We start from the raw sequence: 13,939 nt of genomic DNA on the forward strand, positions 1-13,939 counted from the left end.
GGCGCCGTGGGCAGGCTCAGTCGTCGCTTTCAGCGCGGCCGACACCGGTGAACACGGGCTTCAGCGGGGCGATCCACAGGAACCCAAGGCCGACATAGACGCCCAGTTCCGCCCAGATCGGCAGCCGTCCGAACCGCGCATCCAGCCACCCGGTCAGGGTAACCGCAATCACGATGTAAAGCGGCAGCCCCACAACCAGAACCAGCAAGGACAGCCGACGGCGGGCTTTGTAAGACAAACTCATGGGCGCCTCCGGCAAGGGCAAGGCGGGTGACGACACGCCCGCCTGCAAAGGATCAATCCGCGAAGGGATCGGTCACGAGGATCGTGTCGTCCCGCTCGGGGCTGGTCGACAGCATCGCCACCGGGCAGCCGATCAGTTCCTCGACGCGACGGACGTATTTCACCGCGGCGCCCGGCAGATCGTTCCAGCTGCGCGCGCCTTCGGTGGATTCCGACCAACCTTCGACCTCTTCATAGATCGGGGTGCAGCGCGCCTGCTGATCGGCGGCGGTGGGCAGATAGTCCAGCACCTCGCCATCCAGATTGTAGCCGGTGCAGATCTTGATCGTGTCGAACCCGTCGAGCACGTCGAGCTTGGTCAGCGCGATGCCGGTGATGCCTGAAATCGCGCAGGTCTGCCGCACCAGCGCCGCATCGAACCAGCCGCAACGGCGCTTGCGCCCGGTGACGGTGCCGAATTCATGGCCGCGGGTGCCCAGACGCTCGCCGTCGGCGTCGTTCAGTTCGGTCGGGAACGGGCCTTCGCCCACGCGGGTGGTATAGGCCTTGACGATGCCCAGCACGAAGTCGATCGCATTGGGCCCGAGGCCCACGCCCGTTGCCGCCTGCCCGGCGATCACGTTCGACGAGGTGACATAGGGATAGGTGCCGAAGTCGATGTCCAGCAGGCTGCCCTGCGCGCCTTCGAACAGGATGCGTTTGCCCGCGCGGCGCAGGTCGTTCATCACCTTCCAGACGGGGGCGGCATATTGCAGGATTTCCGGCGCGATCTTGTTCAGCTCGGCGATCAGCGCGTCGCGGTCGATCGGTTCCAGCCCCAGCCCGGCGCGCAGCGCGTTGTGATGCACCAGCGCACGATCCACACGCAATTCCAGCGTCGCCGCATCGGCCAGATCGGCCACCCGGATCACCCGGCGCCCGACCTTGTCTTCGTAGCACGGACCGATGCCGCGCCCGGTGGTGCCGATCTTGGCCTTCGACCCGGCGGCCTGCGCCTCGCGGGCGCGGTCCAACTCACCGTGATAGGGCATGATGAGCGGGGTGTTTTCGGCGATCATCAGGCAGTCGGGGTTGATCTCGACGCCCTGCTCGCGGATCTTCGCGATCTCGCCCACAAGGTGCCAGGGGTCCAGCACCACACCGTTGCCGATGACCGACAGCTTGCCACCGCGCACGACCCCCGAGGGCAGGGCGTTCAGCTTGTAGACCTTGCCGTCGATGACCAGCGTATGACCGGCGTTATGGCCGCCCTGAAACCGGGCAATCACATCCGCACGTTCGCTGAGCCAGTCAACGATCTTGCCCTTGCCTTCGTCGCCCCATTGCGCGCCGACCACCACGACATTGGCCATGTCTCTCTCCTCGAGGGTTGCAAAACCGTGCGACATATAGCCGGGGCGCGCAGCGGGGGGAACCGGTTTTTCGGCCCCATCCGTCATCTTTATGTCATTTCCTGCTCCCGGCTGCAGGTAAGGCGGCAACCGCACGAAGGGGGCTCTGCCCCCCGGCCTGCGGCCTCCCCCCGGGATATTTCAGCCAGAAAGAACGAGCCGGGCTTGTTCTTCTTTCTGGTGCAAATATCCCGGGGGTGAGCGCGGCACGCGCGAGGGGGCAGCGCCCCCTGCCGCCCTCTTCATTGCGCGCCCCCGTGGCCCGCCAGAGCGTGCCTGCCAGGGCGCGCGGGGAACAAACAGCCTTGCGCCCCGGGCCGCATCCGCCTAGATAGGCGCGTCTGTTGCAAGAAGGTCCAGCCCGCGCATGGAAAACGTCGTCCTCTCCGTCCACCTGATCCTGGCAGTCCTGCTGATCGGCGTGGTTCTGCTGCAACGCTCCGAAGGCGGTGGCCTGGGCATGGGCGGTGGCGGCGGTGGCGGTGTGATGACCGGCCGTCAGGCAGCCAATGCGCTGTCCAAGCTGACCTGGATTCTGGCGGCGGGTTTCATCGTGACCTCGGTCACGCTGACGATCCTGGCGGCGCGCAAGGCCGAGGAAAGCTCGGTCGTGGATCGCGTGGTGGCCCCTGTCGAAGCCCCGGCCGAGACCGTTCCGGCGGCCCCGGCCGTGGAACTGCCGCCCGCGGCGGCCGACGCCCCGGTGACCCCGCCTCCCGCGAACTGAGCCCAGACCTAGGGCATTCAGCCGCATTTCACCCAACTGCTTGCGGTCCGGTTGCGGGCGGGCCGCGAATCGTGTAAGCATTAAATCCCGTGATCCCTGACCAATCGGTGCAGGGAACAGACCTGAATTTTGGCTAATCACGGGGGCTCTCATGGCACGTTACGTTTTCATTACCGGCGGCGTGGTGTCCTCGCTGGGCAAGGGCCTGGCGTCGGCGGCGCTCGGGGCGCTGCTGCAGGCCCGCGGCTTTTCGGTGCGGTTGCGCAAGCTGGACCCCTATCTGAACGTCGACCCCGGCACGATGTCGCCTTTTGAGCATGGCGAGGTGTTCGTGACCGATGACGGCGCCGAAACCGACCTCGATCTGGGCCATTACGAACGCTTCACCGGCGTGTCCGCACGCAAGACCGATTCCGTTTCCTCGGGGCGGATCTATTCCAACGTGCTCGAGAAAGAGCGCAAGGGCGCCTATCTGGGCAAGACGATCCAGGTGATTCCGCACGTCACCAACGAGATCAAGGACTTCCTCGCCGTGGGCGATGACGAGGTCGATTTCATGCTGTGCGAGATCGGCGGCACGGTCGGCGATATCGAAGGCCTGCCCTTCTTCGAGGCGATCCGCCAGTTCGCCCAGGACCGCCCGCGCGGGCAGTGCATCTTCATGCACCTGACGCTGCTGCCCTATCTGGCGGCGAGCGGAGAGCTGAAGACGAAACCCACGCAGCACTCGGTCAAGGAACTGCGCTCGATCGGGTTGCAGCCCGACGTTCTGGTGTGCCGCTCGGAACATCCGATCCCGGAGAAAGAGCGCGCCAAGATCGCGCTGTTCTGCAACGTGCGTCCCGAGGCGGTGATCCCCGCCTATGACCTGAAGTCGATCTACGAGGCGCCGCTGGCCTATCACCGTGTCGGTCTGGATCAGGCGGTGCTGGATGCCTTCGGCATCTCGCCCGCGCCGAAGCCCGACATGACCCGCTGGGAAGACGTGATGGACCGGCTGAGCAATGCCGAAGGCGAGGTCAACGTGGCCATCGTCGGCAAATATGTGCAGCTGGAAGACGCCTATAAATCCATCGCTGAGGCGCTGACCCATGGCGGCATGGCCAACCGGGTGCGCGTCAAGGCCGAATGGATCGACGCCGAAATCTTCGAGCGCGAAGACCCCGGCCCACATCTGGAACGGTTCAACGCGATCCTCGTGCCCGGCGGCTTTGGCGAGCGCGGCACCGAGGGCAAGATCCGCGCCGCGCAATATGCGCGCGAAAAGGGCATCCCCTATCTGGGCATCTGTCTGGGCATGCAGATGGCGGTGATCGAGGCCGCGCGCAACCTGGCGGGCGTGACCAATGCAGGATCTGAGGAATTCGACCACGAGGCCGGCGCCAAACGCTTTACCCCGGTCGTCTATCACCTGAAGGAATGGGTGCAGGGCAACCACCGGGTCGAGCGCAAGCTCGACGATGACAAGGGCGGCACGATGCGTCTGGGCGCCTATTCCGCGACGCTGAAAGAAGGATCGAAGGTCGCCGAGGTTTACGGCAGCTGCGAGATCGAGGAGCGCCATCGCCACCGCTATGAGGTGGATGTGAAATATCGCGAGCAGCTGGAAAACTGCGGGCTGGTGTTTTCCGGCATGTCCCCCGATGGCCGCCTGCCCGAGATTGTCGAGCACAAGGGCCATCCCTGGTTCATCGGCGTGCAGTTCCACCCCGAGCTGAAATCGAAACCCTTCGCGCCGCATCCGCTGTTTGCAGGTTTCGTCAAGGCCGCGAAGGAACAAAGCCGGCTGGTCTGAGCGGCGAGAGGGGGCCCTGCCCCCTCTGCCCTGCGGGCATTCACCCCCGGGATATTTCCGCCAAGCTGAAAGGCATTTCGCAGGCCCCCTCTGACGGGGCCTGCGCCAATTCGCCCCCATCGCGTGCCGCGACAGCCCCATTGACGCCGCCATCCACCCCGCTAGCCTGTGGCCAACTCAGACAAGGAGACGCCGCATGCGTGATCAGACCCCCAACAGCTGGGAAGCCCGGGCCGACGAGTTTTCGCTCTATGGTTTCACCGATCTGCTCTCGGTGCACGAGCGGGGCACCGTTGTTCTGACGCATGGTCAGGGCCCCTATGTCTTTGACACCAACGGGCGGCAGTATCTGGATGCCAACTCGGGGCTGTGGAACATGGTCGCGGGGTTCGACCACCCCGGGCTGATCAAGGCCGCGCAGGACCAATACGCGCGCTTCCCCGGCTATCACGCCTTCTTCGGGCGGATGTCGGACCAGACCGTGATGCTGAGCGAGAAGCTGATCGAAGTATCGCCCTTCGACAGCGGCAAGGTGTTCTACACCAACTCGGGGTCCGAGGCGAATGACACGATGGTCAAGATCCTGTGGTTCCTGCATGCCGCCGAAGGCAAGCCGCAGAAACGCAAGATCCTGACGCGCATGAACGCCTATCACGGCGTGACCGCGGTGTCGGCCAGCATGACGGGCAAACCCTATAATTCTGTCTTCGGCCTGCCGCTGCCGGGTTTCCTGCACCTGACCTGCCCGCATTACTGGCGCAACGGCAAGCCCGGCGAAACCGAAGAGCAGTTCACGCAACGCATGGCGGCGGAACTGGAGGCCACGATCATCAAGGAAGGCGCCGACACGATTGCGGGCTTCTTCGCCGAACCGGTGATGGGCGCGGGCGGGGTGATTCCGCCGTCGAAGGGCTATTTCCAGGCGATCGCGCCGATCCTGAAGAAATACGACATCCCGCTGATCTCGGACGAGGTGATCTGCGGCTTCGGGCGCACCGGCAACATCTGGGGCTGCCAGACCTATGACTTCATGCCCGATGCCGTCATCAGCTCGAAAAACCTGACGGCGGGCTTCTTCCCGATGGGCGCGGTGATCCTGGGGCCGGAGCTGTCGGCGCGGGTTCAGGCCGCAGCCGAGGCGATCGAGGAATTCCCGCATGGCTTCACCGCCTCGGGGCACCCGGTCGGCTGCGCCATCGCGCTGAAGGCCATCGACGTGGTGATGAACGAGGGGCTGGCCGATAACGTCAACCGGCTGAGCCCGCGGCTTGAGGCCGGTCTGGCGGAAATCGCGCAGAACCCCAATATCGGCGAGCTGCGCGGCGTGGGCTACATGTGGGCGCTGGAGGCGGTGAAGGACCGCGCCACCAAGACGCCCTTCGACGGCAGCCTGAGCGTGTCGGAACGCATCGCCAATACCTGTACCGACATGGGGCTGATCTGCCGCCCGCTGGGCCAGTCCATCGTGCTGTGCCCGCCCTTCATCCTGACCGAGCCGCAGATGGACGAGATGTTCGAAAAGCTCGACCGCGCGCTGAAAAAGGTGTTTGCCGAGGTCGCCTGATCTTCGTCAGGTCCGAAAAATCGAAGGGGCGGCGCCGCTGGGCCCGCCCCTTTTTTCGTCCACGGCCCAAGGCCGGGCGCGGCGCGATCAGAGTTTCGACAGCTTCGTCTGCAACTCGGCCAGCTGTTTCTTGATCGTGGCCAGATCCTCGCGGTCCTTGCTAGCGGCCGTGCTGTCGCCTTCCTCCTCGGGCCCCGACGATCCCGAGGTGGGCCAGCCCGCCATCATCGACTTCAGGAACGCCTGCTGCTGGCGCTGAAGTGCGTCGAACCCGGGCATCGACGCCATCGGATTGGGGAAGGACGAAAAGTTTTCCATCAGCTGCGACTGGCCTTCGCGCAGCATCTCGAAGCTGGCGGCGAGGAACTGCGGCACGACCGACTGCGCCGAGGTCGTGTAGCTGCGCACCAGATCGGTCAGCACATCGACGGGCAGCACGCTTTCGCCGCGGCTTTCATGTTCGGCGATGATCTGCAGCAGATATTGGCGGGTCAGGTCGTCGCCGGTTTTCAGATCGACGATCTGCACCTCGCGACCATCGCGGATGAACCGCGCAATGTCTTCCAGCGTCACATAATCGCTGGTTTCGGTATTATACAGGCGACGGCTGGCGTAGCGTTTGATCAGCAAGGGCTTCGCGTCATCAGTCATCGGGTTCCTCCCCTTTTTTTGGCAGCGCAGCAATCTTGGAGCGGCGCGGGCGCAAAAGCAACAAAAGAAAAGGGCGAGCCGAAGCCCGCCCTTCCAGGTTCCGTTCCCCGGCAGGGAGGAGGACGCCGGGTTGCGGGAGGAACCTTATTTCGCCGGGGTGGTCACTTTTTTCGCAGCAGCGGTGACTTCCTCGGTGGCTTTCTTGACGGCGGCGGTCGCATCTTCCGAGATGTCTTTGCCAGCAGCCAGCATCAGCTCGACGGTTTCCATCTGCACTTTTTTCGCGATTTCGGCGAAAGCGGCCAGGTTTTCGGCAGCCATTTCAGCCGAAGCCGACGCGAAGTCGCTCACAGCTTTGGCGTAGTCGGCGGGCTCTTCTTTTTTCGCGGCCAGCGAACCAACTTTGGCGATGGTGTCCTTGGCCCATTTCGAGGTGATTTCGGTCGACTTTTCAGCAGCGTCCAGCGCCACTTTGGTCATTTTCTCGCCCAGCGCGGCTTGCGACTTGAAGGCGTCCTGGAATTTCGAGGCGTCCACCGGCATGGAAGCCATCATATCTTGCATGATCTTGGTGAAGTCTTGGGTCTTAGCCATGTTCTTGCTCCGATTTGGCCCGAGGAAAGATGGTGTGGCGAGGGCCCGTTCGCTTACGAAACAGATATACATGCTGCAGTGCAGCATTTCAAGGAAAAAATGCTGCGTTGCAGAATTTTTACAATCGGAGGGTGTGGACGGAACGGCCGTCGACCGGGACGCCCCCTGCCCGCTTCGATGTCGGGCCGGGGCGTCGTCTTGGTGCAGGCAGCCCGGGTGTCAGACCCGGACCACCTCGTTCACATAAAGGCCCGGCGCGGGCGCCAGCACCGGATGGGCGGCATCGCCCGGTTCGCGCGCGGGCACCATCCGCCCCGACCGCGCCGCAAGCCATTCGCCCCAATGCGGCCACCAGCTGCCCTTGTTATAGGTCGCCTCGGCCTTCCATTCGTTCGGATTGTGGATCGGGGCCGTGCTGGTGTAATGGCCGTATTTCTGCTTGCTGGGCGGGTTCACGATGCCCGCGATATGCCCTGATTCCGACAGCAGGAAGGTCTTGTCGGCCGATCCCATCTGCGCGATGCCATTGAAGCTGGCGATCCAGGGCGCGATGTGGTCGGTCTCGCAGGCGATGGCACACAGCGGCACCTTCACATCGCTCAGCTTCACCGTCTCGCCCATCACCTCGAAGCCCTTGGCGGCGAACTTGTCCTGCTGGCACAGGCCACGCAGATATTCGATCGCCATCTTGCCCGGCAGGTTTGTCGAGTCACCGTTCCAGTACAGCAGATCGAACGCCGGCGGCGCCTCGCCCATCATGTAGCTGCGGATTGCGGGCTGATAGATCAGGTCATTGGCGCGCAGATAGCTGAAGGTGCGCGTCATGAAATACGAACTCAGCACCCCATCACGCTTGCACTGCGCCTCGATCCCGTTGACGAAATCGTCCTGCAGGAAGGTGGTGAACTCGCCCTGATCCGAGAAATCGGTCAGCGTGGTGAAGAACGTGGCCGAGTTGATCGAACGATCCTTGCGCTTCTCCATCAGCGCCAGGGTCAGCGACAACGTCGTGCCCGCGATGCAATACCCGACCGCGTTGATCTTCTTCTCTTTGGTGATCGCCTTCACCTGCTCAATCGCGGTCAGATAGCCTTCCTCGACATAGCTATCCATACCCACATCGGCGTAACTGGCATCGGGGTTCTTCCAGCTGACGACGAACAGCGTGAACCCCTGATCGACGATCCAGCGAATCAGCGAATTGGCGGGCTTCAGATCCAGGATGTAGAACTTGTTGATCCACGGCGGGAAGATGATCAGCGGGGTCTTGTGCACCGTCTCGGTCGTGGGCTTGTACTGGATCAGTTCGAACAGCCGGTTGCGATAGACCACCGAGCCTTCGGCGGTGCCGATATTCTGCCCCACCTTGAACGCATCGCGATCAGCCAGCGTCACCACCAGATTGCCGTTGTTCAGCTCGACATCCCGCACCAGGTTTTCCAGCCCCTTCACAAGGCTTTCGCCCTCGGTCGCCACAGCGCGTTCCAGCGCATCGGGGTTCGTCGCCAGGAAATTCGTCGGCGCCATCATGTCGATGATCTGATGGGCGAAATAGTCGATCCGCTTGCGATCGACCGGGTCCAGATCCTCCAGCGCATCGACCGCATCCTCGATCGCCTTGGACGAGATCATGTATTGCTGCTTGATGAAGTTGAAATAGGGGTGGGTATCCCACAACGGATTGGAGAAACGGCGGTCCTTCGGCCCGGTATCGGCCGGCGGCTTGAACTGGCCCTGACTTAGCGCGTGACTGGCCTCGACGTAGTGCTTCATCGCCTGGCCCCAGTAATTCACCTGCGCTTCCAGAATCTTCGACGGCTTGTCCGCCCATTCCTTGACCAGCGCCGCGCCCGCATTCAGATAAAGATCAAGGCCGGGCCCCTCCAGCGCCGGATTGGGCGCGCGTTTATGCGACAGAGCCTCGACAAGGCGTTGCGTCAAAGCCTCGATCTTTGCCAGATTCTCCTGCATTTGCTGCGATGCAGCAGAGGTGGCCTCCTCCGTTGTTGTCATAACCCGAAATCCTCCTTATCCTTCAAACAGCAGCATAACGCCGCCTTTGCGGGAGGGTAAAGCGGCGTTTTGTAGGGAGCCTGCGGGCCAAGGAGATACGGATGAAGGGCATTATGAGTTACGACCTGATGGAGACCATCAGGAACACCAATGAGTGGATGGGGGCCTCGGCCCGGGCCATGGCATCCTACCCGATCTGGGGCCTTAGCCCGCATCCGATGTTCAAGGTCATGTCGGCCTGGGGGCGCGTGACCGAGCGCAGCTTCTCGCGCATGGTGATCAAACCCGACTGGGGCATCCGCTCGATCCCGGGCGCCGATGGCCGCGACCACCTGATCTCCGTCGAAACGATCCTCGACAAACCCTTCGGCGCGCTCATTCACTTCAAGGTCTCCGGGCGCGAGCCGATGGCCCGCCGCGTGCTTCTGGTTGCGCCGATGTCGGGCCATTATGCGACCCTCCTGCGCTCGACCGTCGCCAGTCTGCTGCCCGACTGTGACGTCTATGTGACCGACTGGCACAATGCCCGCGATATTCCCGTCTCGGCCGGCAAATTCGACATTGAGGATTACACCCTCTATCTGGTCGATTTCATGCGCCACCTGGGCCCCGACCTGAACGTCATCGCCGTGTGCCAGCCCGCGCCCCTGACGCTGGCCGCCACCGCCTATCTGGCCGAAGAAGACCCCGCCGCCCAGCCCCGCACCCTGACCCTGATCGGGGGCCCGATCGACCCGGACGCCGCCGCGACCGAGGTCACCGACTTCGGTGCCCGCGTCACCATGGGCCAGCTGGAGCATATGGTCATCCAGCGCGTCGGCTTCAAATACAAGGGCGCCGGGCGTCTGGTCTATCCGGGGCTGATGCAGCTGGCCTCGTTCATCTCGATGAATGCCGAAAAACACGCCAAGGCGTTTCAGGATAAGATCCTGGCCGAGTCGAAAGGCGAAGGCAGCGAACATGACCACCACAACATCTTCTACGATGAATATCTGGCGGTGATGGACATGACGGCCGAATTCTACCTGTCCACCGTCGAGCGCATCTTCAAAGGTCTGGAAATCGCGCAGAACAAATTCGTGGTGGCGGGCAAAAAGGTCGACATCGGCAAGATCACCAATGTCGCGGTCAAGACAGTCGAAGGCTCGAACGACGACATCTCGGCCCCGGGTCAATGCGTGGCGGCGCTGCGGCTGTGCACCGGCCTGCCCGACAGCAAGAAAGCCCAGCACCTGGAACCGGGCGCAGGCCATTACGGCATCTTCGCGGGCTCGAGCTGGCGCAACAACATCCGCCCGCTGGTGCTGGAATTCATCGACGCCAACGCAGGCGGCAGCGCCCCGAAAGGCAAGGTCACCCCGATCCGCGCGGTCTGAGCGGGGCGGCAGAGCGAAACAGGAAACGCCCGCCAATTGGCGGGCGTTTTTTGTTTGGGAGGCGGCTTTGCGGGACGATCCTGCCGTTCACTCGCAATCAAATGCTCCGTCGTTGGGGCTGAGGCAGATGTGGCAGGCCGGTGCCTTATGTTAATTCAGCACCACTTCATAAGCGTCGCCTTTGCGAACGAACCAGACATCCAACCCCACACCGCGACCAGCAAGGGCACCAGAGGTAACGGATTGCAAAGTCTGAAGCTCGATCGGGTAGATCGGAGTGACTTTGACGTGGCAGGCGCCTCTGCGATCAACTTCGACCGAGACCGAGGAATTCCCGGCAAAGATCAGCGGATTGTCTATAGCAGCCCGGTATCCGCCGCGCCACGGGACGAAGCCTTGCGAGGTAAGGCGTAGCAAAGGTGCGCCCGTGGTCTTGGCATCGGCACAAGCGGCGACCCCCGCATGCGTAGCCCTCTGAACCTCGGCCGTCATCAAGGGGGTCCGGCCGAACGGCCCCGAGGCCACGCTACCATCGGAGCTGATCTCTCCACAGGATGCCAATGCCAAAAACAGAAAAACAAGACCAGACTTCCTGAACATCTCATACCCTATCTTTATCGCTGAAAACGTGACTGTCGCATCTGCATGACTGGCAGCGTTGCCCCCGACGGGTAGCTGGTTTGCATGGCCGCAATATGGCTGCCCTAAGGCAGCAATGGGCTCTAACCAGCCTCGCGGCAATGCCGTGCTATTTTCGCTTTCAGACGCGCACGGCAATAATGTCCGGCATCCCCCAACGAAAAACGGCGCCCCTAGGGGCGCCGTTCTCGTTTCAGTTCCCGGTGACCGGGGGCAATCCGCCAAGGCCCATGGGGGCCGGGATGCCGAGGCTCGCGCCTCCGCCTTGCGGCGATTCGGCCGGTTGGCCCATCGGCGCGCCGAGGCCTCCCAGCGGCGGCAGGCCGAGCCCGCCGCCGGAGTCGGTGCCCGGCGCCGCGCCCGGTGCGCCCAGACCGCCAAGCCCCCCGAAGCCGCCGCCAAGGCCCGGCATGTCGGGCAGGGTCAGCTGCACGCTCGACGGGTCAATGGGCTTGCCCTTGTAATGCATCACCATCCCCGGGAAGGCGATCACGATGCCGATCATCACGATCTGGATGAAGACGAAGGGCACCGCCCCCCAATAGATCTGCGAGGTCTTCACCGGCTCGGTCAGCTTGCCCGTCAGCTTGTCGACATAGGGCGATTTCGGCGCGACCGAGCGCAGGAAGAACAGCGCAAAGCCGAAGGGCGGGTGCATGAAGCTGGTCTGCATGTTCACCCCCAGGATGACGCCGAACCAGATCAGGTCGATGCCCAGGCTTTCTGCGGCAGGCGCAAGCAGCGGCACGATGATGAAGGCCAGTTCGAAGAAATCGAGGAAGAACGCCAGGAAGAACACCAGCAGCGAGACCACGATCAGGAAGCCCATCTCGCCGCCCGGCAGCGAGGTCAGCAGATGTTCGACCCACAGGTGCCCGTTCACGCCATAGAAGGTCAGCGAGAACACCCGCGCGCCCAGCAGGATGAACATCACGAAGGCCGACAGCCGCGTCGTGGCGGCCAGCGCCTCGCGCACCACCGTCATGTTCAGCCGCTTCTTGACGGCAGACAGGATCAGGGCGCCGACCGCCCCCATCGCGCCGCCTTCGGTGGGCGTGGCCACGCCCAGGAAGATCGTGCCCAGCACCAGGAAGATCAGCGCAAGCGGCGGGATCAGCACAATCACGACCTGCTGCGCCAGACGGCTCATCAGGTTGATTTTCAGCGCCTTGTCCAGCACCGCCAGCACATAGACCACGATCACCGCAAGCCCTGCGGCCAGGATGCCCGCATTGCCGCCATGGCTCGCGTCCATCCAGTCGCGGGCGAAGATGAAGATTGCGACACCCAGCGCCAGCGCGATCACCAGCGAGGTGACCCCAGATCCCAGCGTGCGGGCCTCTTTCGGCAGCGCGGGCATCATGCCCGGGCGAACGATCGAGATCACCGCGACATAGCCCAGATAGATGCCGGTCAGAACAAGCCCCGGGATCAGCGCGCCCTTGTACATATCCCCCACCGAACGGCCGAGCTGGTCGGCCAGCACGATCAGCACAAGGCTGGGCGGAATGATCTGCGCCAATGTCCCCGAGGCGGCAATCACCCCGCTGGCGATCCGCCGGTCATAACCGTAGCGCAGCATGATCGGCAGCGAGATCAGCCCCATCGCGATCACCGAAGCCGCGACCACGCCCGTGGTGGCGGCCAAGAGCGCGCCGACGATGATCACCGCATAGGCCAGACCGCCGCGGACCGGACCGAACAGCTGCCCGATCGTGTCGAGCAGATCCTCGGCCATGCCGGATTTTTCCAGCACGATCCCCATGAAGGTGAAGAAGGGGATGGCCAGGAGTGTCTCGTTCGACAAGACCCCCCAGAACCGTTCGGGCATGGCGTTCAGCAACGGCCAGCTGAGGTTGATAGAGCCGCCGGACAGGGGCGCCAGTTCGACGCCGATAAAGAAGAACAGCAGGCCGTTCGCGGCCAGCGCGAAGGCCACCGGATAGCCCAGCAGCAGAAAGCCGATGAGCGACAGGAACATGATCGGCGCCATGTTCTGCGCGATGAGTTCCAGGATCACAGCGCTTCCTCCTCGGCGATCATGTCATGGCCGTGATGGCCCGTCGCCGGATGCGGGTCTTCGATCAGCCCGCGCATCACCGCGATCTTCTTGATGATTTCGGACAGGCCCTGCAGGAACAGCAACACGAAGCCGATCAGCAGCAGCATCTTGGCCGGCCAGATCACCAGACCGCCCGCGTTTTGCGACACTTCGGGGGTGCAGACCACACCTGCCGGCAGGAAGGCGCTCAGGCACATGGATTTGCCGACATAGGGCACCAGCAGATACAGCATCAGGCAGACCATCGGCATCAGGAAGAACAGATGCCCGAACAGGTCGATCCAGTGCTGCTTGCGCCGCGACAGCGCGCCATACAGGATGTCGATGCGGATATGCTCGTTCTGCTTGAGCGTATAGGCCGCCGCCAGCAGGAACGCAGCACCGTAAAGATACCATTGCAGCTCCAGCCACGAGTTCGACGATACGTTGAAGATCTTGCGAATGGTCGCATTGACCGCCGAGATCACGACCGCCAGCAGAATGAGCCACGAGACGCCCTTGCCGATCACTTCGTTCATCCGGTCGATCAGGCGCGATAGGGCCAGCAAACCGCCCATGTCCGTCCTCCCCTTCCCAGTTTTGCCCCCTATCCCCGAGGGCTTCAGCGTTCCTTGGCCGAGCAGCGGGCTCAGGTCAAGAAAATTGGTCCGATTTGGTCCAATTTCCTAACCAGTTTCCGCTAGCGCCACCATGATTGAGGCCAAGTCCCCCGTCCGCACCACTTTCGCGTGTGTTTCCGGGGCCAAAGCTGGCGGCAAGATAAAGAAACGCCCCGACAGAAGGAAGGGGGCATTGGCCGCAAACCCGCCTTGCATGCCCCCCCCCCTGCAGCCGAGGGGACGAATCCTGCCCTTCCCCCTGCCGCGCCCTGGCCGATGCACGGC

12 protein-coding genes are annotated in these 13,939 nt (G+C 63.1%); 4 read left to right on the forward strand and 8 right to left on the reverse strand.

Going from position 1 to position 13,939, the window contains the following annotated elements:
* Nucleotides 1–16: 16 nt before the first annotated feature.
* Complete coding sequence (locus P2G62_RS01795; protein WP_275733134.1) at nucleotides 17–244, reverse strand: DUF2842 domain-containing protein; 228 nt, start codon at nucleotides 242–244, stop codon at nucleotides 17–19.
* Between the two features lie 52 nt (nucleotides 245–296).
* Entirely contained in the window at nucleotides 297–1,595 is a 1,299-nt protein-coding gene (locus P2G62_RS01800) for an adenylosuccinate synthase (RefSeq protein WP_275733135.1), read from the reverse strand.
* A gap of 406 nt (nucleotides 1,596–2,001) precedes the next feature.
* Here P2G62_RS01800 and secG point away from each other — a divergent pair, with 406 nt between their 5' ends.
* From secG to P2G62_RS01815, 3 genes are all read left to right on the forward strand, one after another.
* Entirely contained in the window at nucleotides 2,002–2,361 is a 360-nt protein-coding gene (gene secG / locus P2G62_RS01805; RefSeq protein ID WP_275733136.1) for a preprotein translocase subunit SecG, read from the forward strand.
* Between the two features lie 151 nt (nucleotides 2,362–2,512).
* Nucleotides 2,513–4,156, forward strand: coding sequence for a CTP synthase (locus P2G62_RS01810; RefSeq protein ID WP_275733137.1), 1,644 nt, complete (start codon nucleotides 2,513–2,515; stop codon nucleotides 4,154–4,156).
* A 196-nt stretch (nucleotides 4,157–4,352) separates the two neighbouring features.
* Nucleotides 4,353–5,720 carry an aminotransferase gene (locus P2G62_RS01815; protein WP_275733138.1) on the forward strand — a complete coding sequence of 456 codons (1,368 nt, stop codon included), beginning with the start codon at nucleotides 4,353–4,355 and terminating at the stop codon, nucleotides 5,718–5,720.
* 87 nt (nucleotides 5,721–5,807) lie between these two features.
* On the opposite strand, the gene phaR is transcribed toward P2G62_RS01815, so the two are convergent.
* The 3 genes from phaR to phaC all read right to left on the reverse strand — a co-directional run bounded on the left by phaR (nucleotide 5,808) and on the right by phaC (nucleotide 8,978).
* Nucleotides 5,808–6,371: a polyhydroxyalkanoate synthesis repressor PhaR gene (gene phaR / locus P2G62_RS01820; protein ID WP_275733139.1), complete on the reverse strand. Its 564-nt coding sequence runs from the start codon at nucleotides 6,369–6,371 to the stop codon at nucleotides 5,808–5,810.
* A gap of 144 nt (nucleotides 6,372–6,515) precedes the next feature.
* A complete protein-coding gene (locus tag P2G62_RS01825; RefSeq protein WP_275733140.1) occupies nucleotides 6,516–6,965 on the reverse strand; it encodes a Phasin in 450 nt (149 codons plus the stop codon).
* Between the two features lie 219 nt (nucleotides 6,966–7,184).
* Nucleotides 7,185–8,978, reverse strand: a complete 1,794-nt coding sequence (gene phaC / locus P2G62_RS01830; RefSeq protein WP_275733141.1) for a class I poly(R)-hydroxyalkanoic acid synthase — start codon at nucleotides 8,976–8,978, stop codon at nucleotides 7,185–7,187.
* 101 nt (nucleotides 8,979–9,079) lie between these two features.
* Between phaC and phaZ the strand changes: the two genes are divergently transcribed.
* A complete protein-coding gene (gene phaZ, locus P2G62_RS01835; RefSeq protein ID WP_275733142.1) occupies nucleotides 9,080–10,354 on the forward strand; it encodes a polyhydroxyalkanoate depolymerase in 1,275 nt (424 codons plus the stop codon).
* A gap of 150 nt (nucleotides 10,355–10,504) precedes the next feature.
* On the opposite strand, the gene P2G62_RS01840 is transcribed toward phaZ, so the two are convergent.
* From P2G62_RS01840 to P2G62_RS01850, 3 genes are all read right to left on the reverse strand, one after another.
* The gene (locus P2G62_RS01840; protein ID WP_275733143.1) at nucleotides 10,505–10,954 is read right to left on the reverse strand and encodes a hypothetical protein; all 450 of its coding nucleotides are present in this window, start codon (nucleotides 10,952–10,954) and stop codon (nucleotides 10,505–10,507) included.
* Between the two features lie 232 nt (nucleotides 10,955–11,186).
* The gene (locus P2G62_RS01845) at nucleotides 11,187–13,010 is read right to left on the reverse strand and encodes a TRAP transporter large permease subunit (protein ID WP_275733220.1); all 1,824 of its coding nucleotides are present in this window, start codon (nucleotides 13,008–13,010) and stop codon (nucleotides 11,187–11,189) included.
* A complete protein-coding gene (locus tag P2G62_RS01850) occupies nucleotides 13,010–13,612 on the reverse strand; it encodes a TRAP transporter small permease subunit (protein WP_275733144.1) in 603 nt (200 codons plus the stop codon). Before P2G62_RS01850 ends, P2G62_RS01845 begins: the two co-directional genes overlap by 1 nt.
* Nucleotides 13,613–13,939 lie beyond the last annotated feature (327 nt).

The sequence above is a fragment of the Paenirhodobacter sp. CAU 1674 genome, assembly GCF_029222945.1.
Lineage (GTDB): Bacteria > Pseudomonadota > Alphaproteobacteria > Rhodobacterales > Rhodobacteraceae > Rhodobacter.